The organism is Erythrobacter sp. QSSC1-22B (genome assembly GCF_001678665.1).
GTDB lineage: Bacteria > Pseudomonadota > Alphaproteobacteria > Sphingomonadales > Sphingomonadaceae > Qipengyuania.
The window spans coordinates 1-19,361 of the sequence record NZ_LZRP01000002.1; the positions used below are offsets into that span (position 1 = coordinate 1).

Consider the following 19,361-nt stretch of genomic DNA (forward strand, 5'->3'; position numbering starts at 1 on the left):
GGGGGCCTTCTTGCACGCCGATCCACAAGCATCGCGAATTTGGGATTTCCGGCGCGTCAGTAGAGCCACGCCACGCAGAGGAGCCAACCCACTGGAACTGCCGAAGACCCACCGGCGGAGGGCGCCCGCCCAGCACAACGGGACTACTAGCCTCCCGCTCTCTTCATCAGCGCGCGAATAACTGACGAATACATCCGGCGCAGCTTCGCTCATGGGTGCTTGCTTTGCAGGTGCCAGAACTTTTCCATATAGAGATAGGTGATCGACGCAGTCCAACCGACCATGACCAAGCCGTTTAGCGCTTCAATTCCGCTCAGCAAGCGCAGCTCACCGGTCGGATAGAGATCTCCGATGCCAAGCGTGGTGTAGCTGGTAATCGAGAAGTAAAATGCATCGGCGAAATCATGCCCGGCCGGTCCTTCGATTGTGCCGAGCGCGGCCCATTTCTCGAGTAAATGAAAGGCAATGGCGTAGATGAAGACGTGGACGAGGTGTGAAAACAGAGCCGCGATTAGCATAAAGATGATACGCACGCGCGGGGCTAAACTCAGGTGCGACATGCGGGCGGACGTAATCCGCAAAACTTCGTAATGGACCGCAATCGTCGATGCCAGCAGGAAAACGGCAATAGCGATCGTGACCAGCGTCATACCCCCTAATCTCCCTTTGCAATATCGAATACAGCAGTGTGTCGTTGTTGACCATTCCGATCGTCGAGCTTCAGGAGACCCAAATAATGCTGGATTATTCGAAGTTGATAACTCTCCTTCACCCGCCTTCCGGAGCAACAGCTTGAGCTTGGTGAAGATCTACTCGATCAGGGTCAGATCTGGCGAGTAGGGTGGCAAAAAAAGGAGTTTAGCCTTGGCGGAGCGGATTAGGAAACCGCCCCAGTTCACGACCTTCCCGCCGAGCGTTGCGGGGCATTGCAGCCACCGGGCCGCCAACGATCCAATCTCTGGGTTTTCGTGATTAGGGAGCGCGAAAATGCACACACAAATATGCGTCATGTTAATTCAACCTCGACGGGTCCAATCTCAGCGGATCCGGGGTCGAAAGACGTAAACTGATTATCGGCAGTTTTCGGCAAAGAGGAATGTTCTTTCCATGACCGTTATCGGGTTGGCACGACAAATGCGGCTTTCGACAAGTCCGGACCGAAGTTGCCTGGCAAAAGGTCTTTTATGCGACAAAAGGATCCCTCTCTTCGGCGATCGAATAATCCAAATGCCAGCAACCGGAATGTTCCAAGCTATTGTGCCAAGCAGCTCCGCTGATTAGTAACGTTCGAGAGGCGTAAATTGTGAGGTGCGGAAGATAAATGGAAATCGATCGTCCACCGCGTCCGACGCTCAGCTTAAATATCGGCATTACCGGTCACCGAGCGGCGATTTTCACTCCTGAGATACTGCGGCACATCGGTCCGGTTCTGGATACCCTGTTTGCCGATCTGTTCGCGGCGGTTCAGAAGCTTCATTCGGTAGAAGCGAGTATCTTTGATCCTTGCGACCCGATCCTGCGTTTGCATACCCCGTTAGCAGCCGGTGCAGATCAGCTCGCTGCCACTACCGCACACGCTGCGGGTTTTTGCGTCCGTGCGCTGCTCCCCTTTCCTGTCGAGACATATCAACTGGATTTCCAAGGCTCAGAGCTCGTAGAGTTTCAAAAGCAGCTCCAGTGCGCCGACGCAATTTTCACCATGCCGGGCGATTACGGATCTCCCAAGGCATACACAATGGTGGGCAAGGCGGTCATTGCGGCGTCGGATATCCTCGTGGCCATCTGGGATGGGCTGCCTGCCAATGGTCCGGGCGGCACCGCGCAAATCGTGGAAATGGCGATGGACGAGAACCTTCCGGTAATTCATATTCCGATTGATCGTGCGAACGACACGGTAGGATCGCCACGGCTGCGGGGCAACTTTGTGCCCGGAATGCAGAATACCGGCGCGCTTGACAAGGATGATTACTTTGCGCTCGTTAATAGCGTACTCGCACCGCATGATAGTGTAGACCGTAAGTATATCGGGCAATATTTTAAAGAGACAGAAAGGCGAATTAATGGGCGCTTAGAGTACCCACTCTTGCTTTCGGTGTTGGGGGTCAAAGCCCTTGATAAGCCGTGGCTACAGAATTCGATTGAGGATGACATCGAGCGAGATTGGTCTATGACGCGCGACGCCTATCCGCCGAGCCTGAGAATGCCACTCGAACGCAGTTATGGCTGGTCCAATTTTCTGGCCATTCGTTACGCACAAAGATTTCGATCGGGGCATGTCGCGAATTATGTCTTGTCCGCTCTTGCCGTCCTTATCGCTCTCACGGGCCTGCTGCTCCCAGGCTTCAAACTTTATCTAGTTCTTGCTGAACTTGCTGTAATTGGCCTCCTGTTCCTCAACACGCGGGCGGGGAATAAGGGCGAGTGGCACCGGCGCTGGCTGCAATACCGGTATCTGGCCGAAAGCCTACGCCCGCTCGTCTATCTCAAGCGTATCGGCCTTGGTGCCCCCCCTTTTCGCAGCGATGAAATCTCTCCCAGCGCAAACCGAACAAAGACGAATCGCAACTGGACAAGATGGTACGCGGCGGCAATCTGGCGAGAAATGTCCAGTCCCATAGGCGGGGTCAGCGAAGCGGGCATCTCGGCGCTTACCGAAGCCGTTATTACCGAATGCTTCAAACCGCAGGCGAACTATCATCGCGTCAACGCCCATCGCATGCGACATTTGGATCATCGGCTCCATGTCATTGGTTCGACCCTTATGGGTTTGGTGATTGGGGCATGTGTGCTGTTTGTGATCGGCTATTTCCTGGTCCCGTCGCTAATTGCGGACATGTCAATCGGCCTCGTCGTGCTCACGGCGGGCTTGCCGGCAGCGGGCGCCGCGGTGTTCGGTATGCGCGGCCATGGGGAGCATCTGCTTCAGGCGAGCCGGTCGGCGGAGACGGCAATCGCGCTCGACGCGAGTGCACAGCGGCTTTCAAAGGTTACCGACCTGGAAACACTCTCTACCGAACTTTGCCGGGCCGCGGCGATCATGTTGGCCGATCTCGATGAATGGACGACGTCCTATTCGGAGCGATCGCTGGAAATTCCTGCTTGAAAGTATTTCCTGACCTTAACCTGGGCATAAGCGACAGCGCCGATCCGCCATGTACCAGCTGAACTACGCGCTCCACCCGATCAGCCTCAAGCGCGGCCCCTCCTCCGCGTCACTCATAGTGCTCAAACCCAGCCGCAATTGGGCTCAAGGCAAATTAATCGAACGGCGCGAAATCAGTGGGTATCATCATCCTTGGGTAGCGGATCCACGATTGGCTGACTCGCTTGCCTTCCCCCGTAGCCAGAGCAGGAAAGATCTCGTTGAGTACGCCCAGCCGTCGAGAGCGGATGAACCGGTTGTAGGCCGTTTTGTCAGGACCATACCTTCACGGTACATCGCGCCAGCGCAACTCGTTCCTGGTCACGAAGATGATCCCGCTGATGATCTGCCGATCATTGCCCACGGCTCGATGCGACAACGGTACATGCGGCTCGATCCGGCGGCTCTGCGCTTCCAACGACCCGAACGAGTCACTCATGACATCGCCTCCTCAGGGTTGCCGGTGTATCCGATTACCGAGTTGCAGGGAATCCCTTTATTCGGTCCTGAGCCTAGATCCAAATCATCAGCGAAAGCGTCTACAAGATGGACGGAGAAAACGACTGCCGTCACTTACAGCATGGGTTCTTTGATGCCTCAACCGGGTTTTCCGAAACACTTAAAGGGCACCACGAAGACCTAGGAATTCATGAACTTGAGGAGCGTAACGGCGAAGACTGCAAGACTGGTCAGTACAAATAATCCTAGTCAGATCACCGCAGACCCCGAAAGCAACTAAGGAACTTGGATGCAGCAGTGAGCCGCGCGCAAGTGCATCGTTCTTGCCAATTACAATATTGTGGTTATGATAGTCGGCAGTTCGACGAGTCGCGTGATAGAATCGAGCAGGGTCCCTCTAAAAATCCAATAACGTCCTCGAGGGATGCCGATCATGTTAAAACGCTATTTGTTTCTTTGGCTTAGCACGCTGGCCCTGTCGGTTGTCAGCGCAATCCCTGCACAAGCCGCTCGTATTTTGAACGAGCTCGAGGGAAACAATAGCATCCGCTTCGTCGTCGATTCCCAACCCCTCGGAATCATCGTTCAACCAGACGGGTTCGTGGTGCCGGATACCTCGGTTACTATTGATGGTATTACAGGCATCTACGATTTAGGTTTCGTATACGAGTTCGCCGCTGGCGGCCTGATCATCGATGGGACGATTTTCGATCTCGCAGGGCCACAGCTCTATACCGGCACGGAAGCCAACCCGACGCTGTTGACGGGCCGCTTCGCGCTTGGCGGCTTTCTTGATCCTGATCTGCAGTTTGCCCTGAATGTTCGCGATTTGGATGCTGTAAACGCCGTGCCTGAGCCCCAAACTTGGCTCATGCTGCTTTGCGGATTTTTCTTTCTCGGGGCAGGATTGCGGGCGTCACGCAGTCGGCGCCTCAAGCCAAGCCGCGCCCTATAGTCGGAGCGCGCCCGGAGGTAGAAATGGCGGAGAGGTTCTCAGCGTTCATCAGCTACAGCCATCACGACAGTGCAACAGCCCGACAGTTGCACCGGGCGATCGAATCTTACCGCTTTCCGAAAAATGTTATCGGTACTCAAACCGCATTCGGCCCGGCACAGCGCAAGCTCAAACACGTCTTCCGGGATCGCGACGAACTGGCCGCCAGTGGCGATCTTGGTGAGGATTTGAAAACCGCTTTAGCGGATTCGCGTTTCCAGATTGTCATTTGCTCTCCATCGGCGGCCCGTTCGAAATGGGTCAATGAAGAAATCTTGATCTTCAAGCGGCAGCATGGAGAAGCTCGCACCTTGGCGGTGATCGTTGCCGGAGAACCATATACCAGCGATGAAACAGAGTGTTTCCCGCCGGCCTTACAGTTCAGACTCGACAGTGCCGGCGATCTATCGGATTTGCCGGCGGAGCCAGTTGCGGCCGATCTTCGGCCGGGAAAGGATGGCAAAAGACTTGCTAGGCTGAAGCTTCTGGCAGGCCTTTCAGGTTTGGGACTTGATGACCTGACCCAACGAGATACTTCCCGGCGGCAGCGGCAAATGATGCTCTATTCCGCAACATCGACGGTCATCGCGTTCATAACGATCGGACTCGCCATATACGCAGAGGATCAGCGCCGTGTGGCCGTTGCCGAGCGAAACCTTGCGGAAAGCAGTTTGGAGTTTCTTGCCGGGACATTCGAAATAGCCAATCCCGCCACCGAAAATCCACGAACCATAACCGCCATTACGGTTCTCGACCGTGCCAGTAAGCGCGCATCAGGCGAATTTGGCCAGCGGCCGGAAGTGGCTGCCAGACTGCTGCGAACGACGGGTGAGATCTACCGCAATTTAGGCCTGTTGGACGAATCCGAACGGGACCTGACCCACGCCCTAAAACTGGAACCCGCGAACGGCTCGGGCCGCGCCGGCATACTGTTGGAGCTAGCGGTGCTGGCCTCGAAGCGCGGGGATGCGAAGCAGCTGGAGAGACTGGTAAAACAGGCCGGAAATTCCTTTAAAGCAAACGACGAGCATAGCATGGTTTTGGCCATCTCAATCGACGAACGGCATGGGGATCTGGCCTTTCTCAAAGCGAACTATCGGGAGGCAGCACGGCGATATGCTAAGGCCGCCGCTGGGTACCAAAATCTCGATGGTGAACATCGCGCGCAAGTGGCCGAAAACCTGATGGATCAAGCCTATGCGTTGGTTCAGGCGGCTGATTTCGATCGTGTTGATGCGCTCTATGCAAAGGCCCACCGCATGTTCTTGCAGCGCTACGGCCCAAGAGACGTGAGGACCGCCCGTGCACTCCACAATCAAGCATTTGCGAGCCTGTCCGCGGGGAAACCCGAAGATGCCATACCGCGAATGGATTCCGCGCTTAAGATCTATTCGCGCGTGCTGGAACCCGCGCATCCCGATCTTGCTGCCGCTAGGCTGCTGATGGGTCGTATTTTTGCGGCACAGGGTGATACCGCAAAGGCGGTCGATAACTTCCGCATGGCCCGGGCGATTTTTTCCGCTGTCTACGGCGAAGGTAACGCCGCTGTGGGCGATACCGATTTCTATACCGCTGAAGCGCTCGGCAGGAGTGGGCGGTTCGACGAGGCGCTGGCGCTCACTGGATCGGTAAAACAAATCTACGATACAGCCTACGGCGCCGAAGATCCCGACCAGGCCGAATTACTGATGCTTCGCAGCCGTATTCATGCGTCCGCAGGCAACAGCCTCCAAGCTTCGGCCCAATGCAGGGCGGCTTTAGCTCTATATCAACGAATCGGTTCTGAGCGTGAGATCGTGGCCCAGACCAATCGCGCGTGCGCGGAACTCAGCGTAAAGCAAAGGACAACGCGGGTCGTGATCAATCAGTGATATGGCGGCAGCCATCCAACCGGAGGCAGCTCTTTTTTACCAACCGGAGAGCGACTATGAAATTTCTCTTTGCAGGACTGACAGGGCTTTTTGTTTCAAGCGCTGCATCGGCGGAGATCATCGAAGCGTCAACGATAGAGAACTTTTACGACTACAACGTCGGGGACGTCAGCAGTTCGGGATCGAACTCGGGCGGATCCACCACGATTTCTCGCAGCGTTACCACTAGATCAGGCGTCTCAGAGATGGGGCTGTCGCTCACCGGGACGCTCGATCAGGGCAGTTTCTTTTTTCTGCACAACGGCTCTTGTGTTGGACTATGCTCCATGAGCCTGACCACTAAAATCATATTTTCACTGTTTAATGACGGCCCCGCACCGGTCGACCTGCGATTCGATTCCCAAATTACACCTGGCCATCTCGCCAACTCCTTTCTGGACGTCGGCAGCAATTCGATCGCCAACTTCGCTTTCGCGGTGTCACAGGATCCCGGCCTTCGCCAAGGCATACTCTATACAGCAGACGGTACGGCAACGTCGATGCCACCATTGGTAAATACCAGCGATGGTGAGGAATTTAACAATTTCCTGCTGAACAGCAACGCGACTCCCGAGTGGAACGTCCTAGATTGGAGCGCGACCGATCTTGCGGTGCAGCTGGCCACGCTTGCACCCGGCGCAACGACGAACCTCTACTACACCTCGACCCTCACAATCAGGACCAACCGCTCTGACTGCCTAGACCCGACCTTATGCGAGAGCCTTCAGGTCGCTTTCGGCGATCCGAGAAACGCGGGTGGTGTCCTTTCCTCATCAAGGAGCAGCCTGATGTCGCTGTCCTCTGACGCCAATGCGATATTGCCACTAAGCGGAAGTGATACACAGTCGCCTGCGGTCGGAGCGATTTATGATCCTTTCCGAGTGTCCTACCAATTCGTCGACATCACGGCCCCGTTCCCCTTCCCAGCTGAGGCGATTCCGCAGATCCAGTATAACACCAATTACCGAGGGCCAACCGGAGCTGTGCCTGAACCGAGCACGTGGCTGATGCTGATCGTCGGGTTCTTCGCCCTTGGAGGACAATTGAGGCGTTGCGGAAAGCTGGTCCGTCGTCAACTCAGTGGCCCACTATGAAACCATGTGGACAAATTTCGCTCTCTTGCTAAATGGGCTGGCGGGGTTTGCAGCGGTCAATGCCAGTCCATCGCTTGACTGCCGGAGAATATTCGAACCTCCGATGAAATGGCCATCTGCACGTTTTGCTCCTGACACCCGGCAATATCCACGATGCCAAGGTCGCCATGCTGCTAAGAGACGCAAAAGACAGTCTGCAGTGCGGCGTACCTGGGGTCTTATCCGAGGCCAAGCATAGCTATACTCCGAAGTTGATACGCTTGCTTTCCAGCGAACGCGTGAATCTGATCTGCCCGAAGCAGATCGCCGGCAATCACGCAGGAGACCTTCCTCTTGCCAGCCCCGGGCGCTGCGTTGATCACGAATAGCCGATCCGCGTTTGTCTCGTAACGTTTGTGCGCTTTGGCGCGTGCAGACTATTGCCATTCGCGGAGCTTGGGAGACGTCATGGTATTGCTTTTGGAAAGATTACAGCCAAGGCAGAGCGCCTGGCCGTTGATAAGGATGGTCTTGCCTCCCCGACTGAACGTCGGGCTCAAGGGAATCGCGGCACTTGGTGCACAGGCCGCTGCTGCGCATCGCCAGGATCAGTCGCTGGCGGCTACTGAAGAGCCGTCTCAACGGTTCACTCAATATTCCGTCAGGGTGATGTCCCCGACTGGAAGCGAGGATGGGGGGGCCAGCGTGGCTACTTCGTTCACGCAGCGAGGCGCTGCGGCACAAGGCAACGTCCTGCGCTTGACCTCATAGCCTTCGCAGCTCTTGCGACCGGGTGTGAGACTGACTGCACGACGCGCCAGATCGCCGCGTCGATCCAGTTCCTCGCTTTCACGCCGATTTTACCAGCAGAGTACCGTTTGCCTCGGAAATCTCGGTAGGAACCACCGTGTCCTCGCTTGCCTCTCTTGAACTGAGTTGGGTCCAGATCGGAAACGCGCGATTGTCTAGAGCGGTTTCCGCTCATTCCGGTTCATATCCGCACGAGCTGAAGTAGTTGGCGCATTCGTCTGGCTGGAAGATGTCCATGAGCTTGCCGATCAGGTTCCACAGGCCGCTGACCGTGCGCTCACCCGCCTTGCGCAGCATGGCTTTGAGCCGGGAGAAGGCCTTCTCGATTGGTTGAAGTCGGGGCTATAGGGCGGAAGGAAGCGCAAGGTGGCGCCCGCGGCTTCGATGCGTTCTCGGGCTGCGGCGCGCTTGTGGCTCGAGAGGTTGTCCAAAATGACGACGTCGCCCGGCTGCAGTTCGGGTACCAGCACCTGGGCCACATAGGCCTCGAACCAGTCGCCGTTGATCGGACCATCGAGTACCATCGGCGCGACCATGCCGCTCATGCGCAAACCGGCAACCAGCGTGGTCGTCTTGCGGTGACCATGCGGGAAGCCCATCCGCAGGCGCTCGCCCTTGGCGCAGCGGCCGTGGCTGCAGGTCATGTTGGTGGCCGTCCGCGTCTCGTCGATGAAGACGAGGCGCTCCGGTTCCAGATCGAGCTGGCCGTTGAACCACTGACGAGGCTGCTTCAGGACGTCGGGGCGGTCCTGCTCGATCGCGTGCCCGGTCTTTTTTTACGCGTGATCCCGTGACGTTTGAAGAAGCGATGCACCGTGCCGATCCCGACCGAGGTGCCGCGCTCCATCAGCCGCGCCTGGACCTCGACTAAGGTCATGTCACCCTGCTCAGCGATCAACTCCCGGATGAAGCCGTCATGAGCCTCGATCTTGCCCGAATGCCGGTCACCGCCACGCGCCTTGGCAACGGCCTGACCATGCTCAAGCGCACGTTGCCGCCAGCGGATCGCGCTCGAAGCACTGACCCCGAAATGCACCGCAGCCGCGCGACAACTCATGCCACCGTCAATCGCCGAAATTACCCTGTCCCGAAGGTCCTGTGAAAGTGTTCGTGCCATCCATGCTGGCCTCCTGCCACCAGCAGGCAGCGTGAATCACATCAGCGCGGCAAAGGGAAACCCCGACGAGTCAGATCGTGTGGAAACCGCTCTAATTCCGAACAAACCTCACACATAGATGTCACCGGGCTGCGGTGCGCATTGACCCCAGCAGACATCCAAGCCAATAGCTGCTTTACCCCCTACGGCTCAGTTGTCGAATTTCCGGAAATGAAGAAGCAGAACCTCCGACACGCGCAAGCTTATGTTCTCGCTCGCGCGCAAAATGTTCAAGTTCGCGGATGTATTGATCAATGATGGCTTGATCGCGTGCATTATTAAGCGAGTCTGTCGCGGCTCGAAGGCGTCTCGCAGCCGCTCTTGGATCTTGAAAATCAACCATGCGGAAACCTAAAGTCTTGAAGCCTCCTCGGGTTCCCATTGAGGGAACATTGCCCCTCAGATTGAGGCTTTTAGTAGCGCTTGCGCCAAACTCCCATCCATTTTGTAAGTTGCGGGGCGAATTTGGAACGATTTAGCATGGGTGCGATTGGCTACCGAAGAGACGGTCAGCAGATCCTGCTGAGAAGCAATATCTTGCCAGATTATCGTCATATGGGCTAGTGTTTGGTTCATTGCTTTCTTCATACTCGCCTCAGAAGACCATCTCGTCGGTGTGTTCCGCCATGTCGAGGAGTTGCCTTGCGCAGCCCAGCGAAGACCACGCGATTGCGATAGTGTCGGGCACCCGGCAACCGAAGTTCGATTGGGCGCAAGATGGCCTCGTTGGGGTATCGCTAACATAGGCGTCGATTGCCGAGTGATCGCGAACAAGTGCCCATCTTTGTCGCCTTTGGGGCACCACTCTTTAGGATTGGCGGAACCGTCAACTGACAGCACCCTCATATAGGACAGCTAAGAACTACCACCTTAAAAATGCCGGGGTCGTCAGCTATGCGCCGTAACATCGGCCATTCGAGGCTGGAGCTGTATCACCTGAAAGCGGTCATTGAGGCAGCACCGAAGCCGTATCGGTTTTTGTCGACGCGCTTCTGCACGTGCCCCTTCGTTTTCCCCGGCCAGTAACCTTGCCGCATGGCTTCAGCGCCTTGGCGGGACAGCCGATCATTGTGTCTTTGCCAATCGCTTAGATCACAGCCGCCCCATGAGCACGCGGCAGTATGTCCGGCTCGTGGACGAATGGGTCATAGCCATCGGACTGCGTCGTGAGGACTATGGCACGCATTCGATACGGCGGACGAAGGCTGCGATGATCTATCGGGCGACGGGCAACATGCGCGCGGTTCAGTTTCTGCTCGGCCATACGAAAATCGAGAACACCGTCCGCTATCTGGGCATAGATGTGGAGGACGCGCTCGTCCTTGCTGAGCGCACCGAAATTTGATTATCAACGCGGCTATCGGGCATTGCCCGATCGCCGCTATTGGGGGCAAAAAACCTCCGATAATCGGCGGCAACTGGGGTGGCTAGGTGCCATTCCCGCTAGATAGCAAAACGCCGCCAGTCGCGGCCAACGGCGCTCGCATTACGCTTAAGGCCTTCACTGCGACTTAATCCACGATCTTCAGCCACACGTCCTACGGGATATCGGTCACCCAGTAGCTGGGGTGGAACCGCCTGTTCCAAGAGCTTTCCTTGCGGAACAGCGGGCCGTGGAGTAGCCCTGCAAGCTGCCGTGCCATTTTGGCACAGGTGAATTCAACTGTTTGATTTGCGATTCAGAATTATATTGGTTAGTGTGGTTAACAGGGTCGTTCCACAACTCCATTATTTTTATTTGAGGAACGCGAACAATGCGTCATTTTGCACAAGCAGCCATCACAGCCGGGTTCTTGCTCGCCGCCGTGCCGGCCCATGCCGACGGCGGCCTGACTTTTGTCATCGATGGGGACACATTTAGCAGCCCGTTCGTGATAACGAACACATCCACTGCCGGTGAGACGGTTCTTGGCTTCGGCATCAGCCTTATCCCGCCGTTTGGCTTCGATACGGTCAATGGCGGCTTCGGGATCGATAACTCGCTACCCTTTACCCCAAATGCCGCCGCTGCATTGACGACCGGTTACACCGGCCCTGGGGCGTTTGCCGATGGCTCGACTTCGATTGATTTCACTTTCTCCGACTTCGATTTCGGCGAGAGCTTTATTTGGGATATCGACGTCGACGGGCCGAACCAAGTCACGGTGTTCGGCAGCGATCTGATCGGCTCCACCGGCTATGCCGATTTCAGCAACGGCCTGCGCGGCAACGGCAACTTCGTTGCTTTCGGCGCGCAAGGATCGCAATTCGTTATCAATGCGTTCACGCCAACCCAATCGGCCGTGCCAGAGCCCGGCACGTGGGCAATGATGTTGCTCGGCTTCGGCTTTGTTGGGGGGACTATGCGCTCTGCTAAACGTCGGCAGAGAATGACCGTCTCCTACGCTTAGCTCTGTTCAATCTTAGAATTGAGCGCCGCCGGTGGAAACACTGGCGGCGTTTTGCTGCCCAGCGACCATTTAGGCTGACCATTTAGGATCAGGCGTTGGCGGGAGCGAGCGCCTCTTTTAGCGGCAAGCTCACTCAGCAGCGTTCCAAGAATTTCCCGATTGATATCGAACTATGCGCGAATTAGGCGAAAACCTCGCGTTCGCCGAACGTCCGCCATTGATGATGTGGACGACTTTCCGCCTCTGCAGGATATTGTTCTGCGGACGAGTCGGAAAGGAGAGCGAGTATGGAATCGATTACAGTTGTCGGAGTGGATTTGGCAAAATCGGTCTTTCAGATTCATGGCGTTGATAGTGATGGCACCGTTGTACTGCGCCGCCGGGTCCGGCGTTCGCAATTCTTGAAACTGTTCGAACGAGTGCAGCCTTGCCTCGTCGGTATGGAGGCGTGTTCGTCGTCGCATTACTGGGCGAGGCAGCTGGAGAAGCTCGGGCATGAGGTGAAGCTCATGCCGGCACAATATGTGAAGCCCTGTCTCAAGCGGGGCATGAATGACGCAGCCGATGCCGAAGCCATCTGCGAAGCGGTGACACGCCCAACCATGCGTTTTGTTGGCGTGAAGTCGCCCGAACAGCAGGCAACAATGATGCTTCACCGCGTCAGGACGATACTGACGCGGCAGCGCACCCAGTTGACGAACGCCTTGCGCGCTCATCTGGCGGAGTTCGGGATAATTGCGCCCATCAGCAGAACGGGGCTGGATCGCCTGCTTGCGATCATTGCCGATAGAAGCGACAATCGGCTGCCCGAGACTGCGCGTATAAGCCTTGGGTGCTCGCAACCCAACTGGACCTGGTGAAGGGACAGATCCTCGATAACGACCGGCGCATTTTGGCGGACGCTCGAAAGACCGAGGCAGGTCGCAAATTGATGGCGATACCGGGAGTGGGCCCGCTGCTTGCCAGTGCAATCGTGGCCTGTGTTCCTGACCCGGTCATCTTTGGCAGCGGGCGAAGTCTGTCTGCCTGGATCGGACTGACACCAAAGCAGAACTCGAGCGGCGGCAAGGAGCGGATCGGGAGTATAACCAAGGCGGGGAACAGCTATCTTCGCGAGTTGCTTGTCGTGGGGGCCATGGCAGTTGTGCGCTGTGCGCAGCACAGCGCTGCGAAGTATCCCTGACTTGCGCAGCTGCTATCGCGAAAGAAGCCAAAGGTTGCTGCTGTGCCTCTTGCGAACAAGAACGCCCGGATCGTCTGGGCCATGATGTCGACGGACGAAGCTTACAAACACAAGCTTACAGCCTGGGTAATTGCGCCCGTGTGGTGCTGAAGAAGTTGGAAAGGGCAAATTGAACTGATGCACAAAGCCGGTTGAAACCGCCGGATCAGGAAAACCCGACCGACCCAAGCACTTCGAGTGCGTGCAATTGGTAGGGATCTGAGCCGCGCGAATGGCATCAAGGCCAGCGGTCATGCGGACCGCGCTCAAAGGCCGGACACATGGGCGCCTCAACCAGCCAAAGCGCAGTTCGAACTATCCCTTGCCAACGGAGGGCCGTCCACACATGGGTCGTATGACGACAGGCAGCTCTTGGCGCGACACCCGGCGCTAGCCGCCAATCAGCTTTCGAGGTCCGATGAACTGTGCCCAATTACACGCAACGGCACAGACGCCAGGAATGTGGCTTCCGGCGATGTTGATGGTTCAACCGGCAACTCCCACGGTGTGCGACCGCGTTTGGTTTCCGAAGGCTATAAGCAAAAACCCGACACCCGGGTCGCGACCCGGGTGTCGGTCAAAGCGAGAAATTTCCAGCTCACTGGCACTTGCCGCTGGTTCAACTCACCCATGCACTTGGCATGTGTATCGAAATAGGACACGTTGCATGATTGACTCCCACTGAAACAACGATTCAGCTTACTCAGCACTAATAGCACCTCGATGCGGGGTGCCGCACGCTGTTCGTACGTTAATCAAAAAAAGGTGGGGCACAGGATGACGAAGAAATTTACAATGGCATTTGCGTTATTTGGATTTGCTGTCGCGAACCCCGCGACGGCTGCAACGACGCTAGAATACAATTCGGCTCCGACCAGCGAGTTCACGTATGGGAGTGGGAACGACTATAGTCCGGCGAACGCAGCCGTGCTGACATCGGACAATGTTGAGTTGGCGCTTCGCTTCCACCAAACCTTCACGGCTGCCCCAGCAAGCGATTCCAGTGGTGTCTATAGCTTTGCACTTGGCACAGATCCGCTTAGCTTCGACTGGAGTATCCTCGGAGATACCAGCAGTGCTTTGATCAGTATGACGAATCTGCTTACCGGCACATCGACAAGCTATGACCCGTTCTTTTTCGGCAACGATAACGCAACGAATGGCAGCGGGGCGGCACAGAACAGCTTTCGTCTGAATTGGGCCGGCATCGGATACGATCCTGACGTCAATAACACCTATAGCGTGAATCTCACGTCGGGCAGCAATTCCCTGACGACTTACGCCAAACTGGGCACAGGCGCCGTGACCACAGCTGCCGTGCCAGAGCCATCAACTTGGGCAATGATGCTGCTCGGTTTTGGTTTTGTTGGCGGCGCCATGCGTTCCGCCAAGCGCCAACAGAAGCTCGGCGTTTCTTACGCCTGACTGGCATTCGGAAGTAGCTAGAGCGCCGCTGGTTGTAAGACTGGCGGTGTTTTTGCTTGTGTCCGAGGAGTGGCAGCTTGACATCCCAGCTCAGCCCGTTTCCAGTGCTCATCAACGGCCCCCAGATAGGTCATCCAGCTTCATCCAAATTCGCCCGAAAGACGCATCGCTGCACGTAGCAATGCTGCAGCGGAACGCACCATCAAGCACATCCGCTAATCAATCCCGGCGCGGCCCTCGCCGGATGGATCCGTGGTCCCTGCAACCGAGCACTTCCAGCTGCTTGGCCCGATGGTGCGATGAGGAACATACCTCCATGCCGACAAGAGAAGAATTCAGGCTATCGACCCATTTCAGGAATTGCGACCGCCGAACACGACGGCGCAATACTGCCGCTCCATCAATATCAACGCCATGAACCTGCAAGACCGATTTAGCCAAATCTACTCCGACAACTCCAATCGTTTCCATACTCGCTCCTCTTTCCGACTCGTCCGCAGAACAATATCCTACAGAGGTGGAGAGCCGTCCACATCGTCAATTGCAGACGCTTCGCAGGCTGCAGACTTTCTAGCACCTGAGAATTAATAAAGAGGGCGCCGCAAACGCGACGCCCTTCCCTTGGATTAGAGGTGTGGGTTTCTCAGGCGTAAGTCAGACGCACCCGCGAAGCGGTTCCTGTGCGGCGGCGCATCGATCCGCCGATAAAGCCGAAGCCAAGCAGCATCATCGCCCAAGTCGACGGTTCGGGCACCCCGGCGATGAAGCTGGCATGGATGTAGGTCGGAACGAACCCGTTTAGCTCACCCCAGCTCGACTGGAGGCCGGGCTTAAAGTCGCCGAAGTTTGAACCGAAGGAGAGTCCATAAGAACTGACCGAGGCGATCTTCCCATCGATGAACGCCGGGCTGCCCGAGTCGCCGCCCGCTATGCTGACCTCGAGGTCACCCACGCCGTTGGTGCAGAAATCGCCCGGTGTGGCAGCGCCAATAACGGCCTGCGACACCCGGCAGGACATGCTCTGTGCGGCAAGGCCGTTGTCGAAGTCGGAAATGTAGGAATAGTCGTATTTGGCGGTTCCGCCTAGCACGGCGTTCCACACCCCGCCGAACACCTGGTCGCCGAAACGATAGTCGTAAACGTTCTCGCCCTGGCGCAGGCGACCCACGCCAGCCCCGGCGCCGGGGCCGGTAGTGCCCTCGGCACCGCCGATCACCGACCGCGTGCCGTACCCAGTGACGTTGAACTGTTCACCCGTAAGGCCACCTGCACCGGGGGTGTAGAGATCGTATCGCTGCGCCCAGCTCGGCGCGGCCTCCGACAGCGAAAGGACGGCGATGTCGTTCTGGTCGATTACCTCGCCCGTATACCCGGGATTGACGGAGTAGTTAGAGATGTCGATCGCCGTGATGCCGGACAGGGTTGCCCCGCCGGTCGGATAGACAAACGGGTCGTCACCCTGCAACGCGTCCTCAGCATCGTAGAAGAAGGCCGTGGTGTTGACTAGGCCGGCCGCGCGCCCATCAATGTCATTGGCGATGCCGCCGCTTACGCAATGCGCGGCGGTGACAATACGGCCCGAACTCAGCAGCGATCCCGAGCAGACGAACCCGGCGCCGGAATCGTAACGCATGAGCAAGCCGACGACGCCGCTGTAACCCGCCTTGTTGAAGGCGAGGTAACGCGGATCTCCACCGCTGGGGATCATCGACGTCGAGGTCTGGCCAACGATAAGCGAGCGGGCCTGCCAGCTCATGCCCTGACCGGAACCGGAGGCTACATTGGTACCGTTGCCAGATGTAAAATTCAGCACCGTCGCGGCCATCGTTGAGCTTGGGATAAACGCTCCAGTAGCGAGTAACACATAAAAAAACTTGCGCATTGCAGCCCCCCTGTGAGCCATTCAAAAAGGTTCAGGCCAACCTTCTTTCCCTTACAAAGTATTTACTATTCTCTGTAGCGGCGCAAGTGTAATATTCGAGCTCGGGCGCGCCCTTAATACGAGCGCCGCCGCAGGTTTCCAGCATGTGTGCAGGTTGTTGCGTTCACGACCGCATGCCTGGGGTGCTGCAGCGCGACGACTGGGACAGTGGGTGAAGGGGTCGCCCGAAGTAGCGAAGCTGCTCTGCCAGCCTTATCCCGCAGCAATGACGATTGATCGCACAGACGAAGTATGAAGCCGCAGTTTGTAAAGACCCTCACCTCCATACAATTTGTTATTTCCGCACCAGCTGTATACGCCGTCATTAAATGTCAATTTACCCAATATGGATCTAATTAAGAAAGCCACATTGCAGAAAAGTATTAGAGCATTTCTTAGTAATCAAAAGTTACGGCATATTATGATTATGGGGTATATATACGTGTGTGCAGTCTACAATCGCTCAGCCTATTGGAGCGATCGGGTCGAAATGATGCAGTGGTGGAGCGACTATCTCGACAGCCTCACATCTGTGCCATAGCTCACTTTGGGAATGCCCAGCGAGGCCCCCAAAAGGCCCCACTAGAGGCCTAAACGTGGCTGAACGGCACCGAACGCCGCGGGACACCCCAGGCGGGAATTTTGTTTATTTCCCGCTGCTTATCTGACCTGTACGTACACCCACGGAGGGGTACCTGGTGCCAGAAGAGGACCCGCCTCCATTGAAAAATCACAACAAATCCCAGTCCCGACCAAGGACTCGAACCATAACGACCCGTTCGCTCCTCTTCTGGGCACCAACACTTTTCAAAGCGCTGAAACCCTTGGGAAATCGTCGCTCAGACGGTCTCCTAAGCGTGTTTGCTACGGTTCTCTGCTACGGGAAGATGCCCCATCGTCTCCCGCAATGTCGCAGAAGACTGACGATGATCGACCGCGTGGCTGCCATCTGGCGATCGCCGCCAGATGGCGAACATCTATTTGATCGTACGAGAGATTGAGCATCGCATCGTTCAGCGCCTCGACGCGGTAACCGCTCCCATAGTTCTCGGAAACGGCAGTCCGCGAGGAGCCTGTTGTCCACCCGCCGAGTAGCATCGCCATGTCGTGATCAACGCGCGCTGCTGGAAGCTCATCTCTGAAGTTATGGCGGAATGAGTGAAAGGAGGTGCGGCGCTTCTTCGCACCGCACGCACGCACGCAGGAATTGCGTGAACCACTTGCTAAACGCGACTGGGCGCGAGCCGGTCGAGCCGGTCTCTATCTCGTCGAAGAGCTTGGTCTCTGCGTTCTTCCGCTTCGCCTCGACGAACTCCAGTAGTCCGCATTCTGCCAGCTTCGGATGAACTGGAATCAGTCTGTCGCTCGCGCCCGTCTTCAAGCGCTTATCTGTGCTGCCGACTAAAGATTTTTGGGTCACAACGATGCAACTGATGCCATCGACGGTTCGGATGTCCGTAACATCAAGCTGGCAGATTTCACCGAGACGCGCCCCAGTGAACAACGCGATGAGCGGAACCCAAAAGCGCGCGTTGCGCGGACGTTGGTTGCCGACCTTATTGTAGCCCCGCCCCCCATCGATGCACCTGCGATAGAGAGGCGCGTTGAAAATCGCATGAAGCTGCTCGCGCTCGAACGGGAGCCGCTTGTCGCGCTTGTTGACCGGATCGGGCAGGCGCAGCCCGCGCGCCGGGTTGCGGGCGAGCAATTCCTCATTGACCGCCCAGTTGAGGAAGTTGCTCATGTTCGAAATCAGCGAGTTGGCGTTTGCTGCGCTGATGATCCGAATGTCCCCTCGAAGTCGAGCGCGATCTGCCGCCTCGCGCGGCGAGAGCCTCGGGGAAATCTTCCTTGCGTTGGCAGGAAGAAAACGGAGCACATTCAGCACGTCACGGCAGTGTGCCCGTGAGATTGAGGCGATAGGAACCGCCTCACCCAGCACCGCTATGGCAAGCCGTCGGCTCGTCTCATACGCCTCGCGCGTATTGGCGGACCACGCACGCGTGGGATCGTCGATGTAGCTCCGATACGCTTCCCCAAGCGTCAGCGACACGTCCTCTGTCGCGATCACAGCAGAAGACTGCGCGAGCGGAAGGACACCCTCAGTGGGATCGTCGCCAGACGGTCGAAAAAGCATGGAGTCTACTGGCAGTCCCGCCATCCCACGAGCGTGCTCAATCTCCATTTCGATCCGCGCGACAATGCTGGGCAAACGCCGAATGGCAATCGCGACGCTATCGGTTCGCAGAGACCGCCAGACTTCGAGCCGCTTCAGGTGTGGCTGAACATCAACTGGAATGGTGTGACGGTATTAGAGCTTCTGCCTTCTTCGAAACACTCCTTTGGGCAAATCCCGTAGCAGGTTCCCGTAGCAGCCACGCGGTCGATCATCGTCAGTCTTCTGCGACATTGCGGGAGACGATGGGGCATCTTCCCGTAGCAGAGAACCGTAGCAAACACGCTTAGGAGACCGTCTGTGCGACGATTTCCCAAGGGTTTCAGCGCTTTGAAAAGTGTTGGTGCCCAGAAGAGGACTCGAACCTCCACGACCTTGCGATCGCCAGCACCTGAAGCTGGTGCGTCTACCAATTCCGCCATCTGGGCACGTTTGCGGCAATCCGGTCGTCTTGGTCCGGTGCCGTCGGTAGGCGCGGGCCACTAGCGAAGGGGGGTGGGCCTTGTCAATCGACTTCGCGTCCCGCCGAACCACTGGGTGCCCTGCCTGCCCTGGCCGCCCTGCCGCAGCCCTGCCGCCGCCCCGCCCCTGCCCCGAGCGCGCGGAACGCTTGCGAGCGCGGCGTGCTTGGGGCTAGGGCCGACCGGACAAACGAACGAAGGACGAGCATGGCGAGCAAAAGC

Annotated in this window: 13 protein-coding genes, 1 tRNA gene and 4 pseudogenes; 9 read left to right on the forward strand and 9 right to left on the reverse strand. The window is 57.0% G+C overall.

The features are described 5' to 3' along the window. Positions 1 to 213: hypothetical protein (locus A9995_RS17300; RefSeq protein WP_233998075.1), on the reverse strand; the 213-nt coding region annotated here is incomplete at its 3' end. Beyond that, a complete protein-coding gene (locus A9995_RS03840) occupies positions 210 to 650 on the reverse strand; it encodes a potassium channel family protein (RefSeq protein ID WP_067609554.1) in 441 nt (146 codons plus the stop codon). The genes A9995_RS17300 and A9995_RS03840, both read right to left, overlap by 4 nt. Before the next feature lie 671 nt (positions 651 to 1,321). Between A9995_RS03840 and A9995_RS03845 the strand changes: the two genes are divergently transcribed. Continuing rightward, positions 1,322 to 3,103, forward strand: coding sequence for a hypothetical protein (locus A9995_RS03845; RefSeq protein WP_067609556.1), 1,782 nt, complete (start codon positions 1,322 to 1,324; stop codon positions 3,101 to 3,103). 325 nt (positions 3,104 to 3,428) lie between these two features. Here A9995_RS03845 and A9995_RS15890 read toward each other — a convergent pair whose 3' ends face one another. Beyond that, complete coding sequence (locus tag A9995_RS15890) at positions 3,429 to 3,581, reverse strand: transposase (RefSeq protein ID WP_082992466.1); 153 nt, start codon at positions 3,579 to 3,581, stop codon at positions 3,429 to 3,431. Between the two features lie 453 nt (positions 3,582 to 4,034). Here A9995_RS15890 and A9995_RS03850 point away from each other — a divergent pair, with 453 nt between their 5' ends. The 4 genes from A9995_RS03850 to A9995_RS16950 all read left to right on the forward strand — a co-directional run bounded on the left by A9995_RS03850 (position 4,035) and on the right by A9995_RS16950 (position 7,967). Beyond that, positions 4,035 to 4,556, forward strand: coding sequence for a hypothetical protein (locus A9995_RS03850; protein ID WP_145916792.1), 522 nt, complete (start codon positions 4,035 to 4,037; stop codon positions 4,554 to 4,556). Positions 4,557 to 4,579: 23 nt separating this feature from the next. After that, the gene (locus A9995_RS03855) at positions 4,580 to 6,466 is read left to right on the forward strand and encodes a toll/interleukin-1 receptor domain-containing protein (RefSeq protein WP_067609560.1); all 1,887 of its coding nucleotides are present in this window, start codon (positions 4,580 to 4,582) and stop codon (positions 6,464 to 6,466) included. 56 nt (positions 6,467 to 6,522) lie between these two features. Beyond that, positions 6,523 to 7,599 (forward strand): PEP-CTERM sorting domain-containing protein, encoded by a 1,077-nt coding sequence (locus tag A9995_RS03860; RefSeq protein ID WP_145916793.1) that lies wholly within the window; start codon positions 6,523 to 6,525, stop codon positions 7,597 to 7,599. A gap of 125 nt (positions 7,600 to 7,724) precedes the next feature. After that, positions 7,725 to 7,967, forward strand: a complete 243-nt coding sequence (locus A9995_RS16950) for a hypothetical protein (RefSeq protein WP_168157321.1) — start codon at positions 7,725 to 7,727, stop codon at positions 7,965 to 7,967. 592 nt (positions 7,968 to 8,559) lie between these two features. Here the strand turns inward: A9995_RS16950 and A9995_RS15895 are convergent. Together A9995_RS15895 and A9995_RS16500 are read right to left on the reverse strand one after the other, a co-directional pair. Further along, positions 8,560 to 9,505: pseudogene (locus A9995_RS15895) on the reverse strand (IS630 family transposase). 438 nt (positions 9,506 to 9,943) lie between these two features. After that, positions 9,944 to 10,132, reverse strand: coding sequence for a hypothetical protein (locus A9995_RS16500; protein WP_145916794.1), 189 nt, complete (start codon positions 10,130 to 10,132; stop codon positions 9,944 to 9,946). 433 nt (positions 10,133 to 10,565) lie between these two features. Here A9995_RS16500 and A9995_RS03880 point away from each other — a divergent pair. The 4 genes and pseudogenes from A9995_RS03880 to A9995_RS17195 all read left to right on the forward strand — a co-directional run. Next, positions 10,566 to 10,889, forward strand: a pseudogene (locus tag A9995_RS03880) (tyrosine-type recombinase/integrase); the annotation flags it as partial. A 409-nt stretch (positions 10,890 to 11,298) separates the two neighbouring features. Continuing rightward, the gene (locus A9995_RS03885) at positions 11,299 to 11,934 is read left to right on the forward strand and encodes a PEPxxWA-CTERM sorting domain-containing protein (RefSeq protein WP_067609568.1); all 636 of its coding nucleotides are present in this window, start codon (positions 11,299 to 11,301) and stop codon (positions 11,932 to 11,934) included. 287 nt (positions 11,935 to 12,221) lie between these two features. Then, a pseudogene (locus A9995_RS03890) lies at positions 12,222 to 13,267 on the forward strand (IS110 family transposase). Between the two features lie 666 nt (positions 13,268 to 13,933). Continuing rightward, the gene (locus A9995_RS17195) at positions 13,934 to 14,581 is read left to right on the forward strand and encodes a PEPxxWA-CTERM sorting domain-containing protein (protein ID WP_233998076.1); all 648 of its coding nucleotides are present in this window, start codon (positions 13,934 to 13,936) and stop codon (positions 14,579 to 14,581) included. Between the two features lie 643 nt (positions 14,582 to 15,224). On the opposite strand, the gene A9995_RS16955 is transcribed toward A9995_RS17195, so the two are convergent. The 4 genes and pseudogenes from A9995_RS16955 to A9995_RS03910 form a co-directional block, all read right to left on the reverse strand. Beyond that, positions 15,225 to 16,463 carry a PEPxxWA-CTERM sorting domain-containing protein gene (locus A9995_RS16955; RefSeq protein WP_168157322.1) on the reverse strand — a complete coding sequence of 413 codons (1,239 nt, stop codon included), beginning with the start codon at positions 16,461 to 16,463 and terminating at the stop codon, positions 15,225 to 15,227. 1,183 nt (positions 16,464 to 17,646) lie between these two features. Then, positions 17,647 to 18,639, reverse strand: coding sequence for a hypothetical protein (locus A9995_RS03905; protein WP_168157323.1), 993 nt, complete (start codon positions 18,637 to 18,639; stop codon positions 17,647 to 17,649). A gap of 87 nt (positions 18,640 to 18,726) precedes the next feature. Further along, positions 18,727 to 18,801, reverse strand: a pseudogene (locus A9995_RS17605) (hypothetical protein); the annotation flags it as partial. A 218-nt stretch (positions 18,802 to 19,019) separates the two neighbouring features. Further along, positions 19,020 to 19,106: transfer RNA gene (locus tag A9995_RS03910), tRNA-Leu, on the reverse strand. Between the last annotated feature and the right edge of the window lie 255 nt (positions 19,107 to 19,361).

Coding starts and splice junctions, on each gene's coding strand:
- A9995_RS03840 (WP_067609554.1), bottom strand. CDS start 650: ATGACGCTGGTCACGATCGCTATTGCCGTTTTCCTGCTGGCATCGACG.
- A9995_RS03845 (WP_067609556.1), top strand. CDS start 1,322: ATGGAAATCGATCGTCCACCGCGTCCGACGCTCAGCTTAAATATCGGC.
- A9995_RS15890 (WP_082992466.1), bottom strand. CDS start 3,581: ATGAGTGACTCGTTCGGGTCGTTGGAAGCGCAGAGCCGCCGGATCGAG.
- A9995_RS03850 (WP_145916792.1), top strand. CDS start 4,035: ATGTTAAAACGCTATTTGTTTCTTTGGCTTAGCACGCTGGCCCTGTCG.
- A9995_RS03855 (WP_067609560.1), top strand. CDS start 4,580: ATGGCGGAGAGGTTCTCAGCGTTCATCAGCTACAGCCATCACGACAGT.
- A9995_RS03860 (WP_145916793.1), top strand. CDS start 6,523: ATGAAATTTCTCTTTGCAGGACTGACAGGGCTTTTTGTTTCAAGCGCT.
- A9995_RS16500 (WP_145916794.1), bottom strand. CDS start 10,132: ATGAAGAAAGCAATGAACCAAACACTAGCCCATATGACGATAATCTGG.
- A9995_RS03885 (WP_067609568.1), top strand. CDS start 11,299: ATGCGTCATTTTGCACAAGCAGCCATCACAGCCGGGTTCTTGCTCGCC.
- A9995_RS17195 (WP_233998076.1), top strand. CDS start 13,934: ATGACGAAGAAATTTACAATGGCATTTGCGTTATTTGGATTTGCTGTC.
- A9995_RS16955 (WP_168157322.1), bottom strand. CDS start 16,463: ATGCGCAAGTTTTTTTATGTGTTACTCGCTACTGGAGCGTTTATCCCA.
- A9995_RS03905 (WP_168157323.1), bottom strand. CDS start 18,639: ATGCTTTTTCGACCGTCTGGCGACGATCCCACTGAGGGTGTCCTTCCG.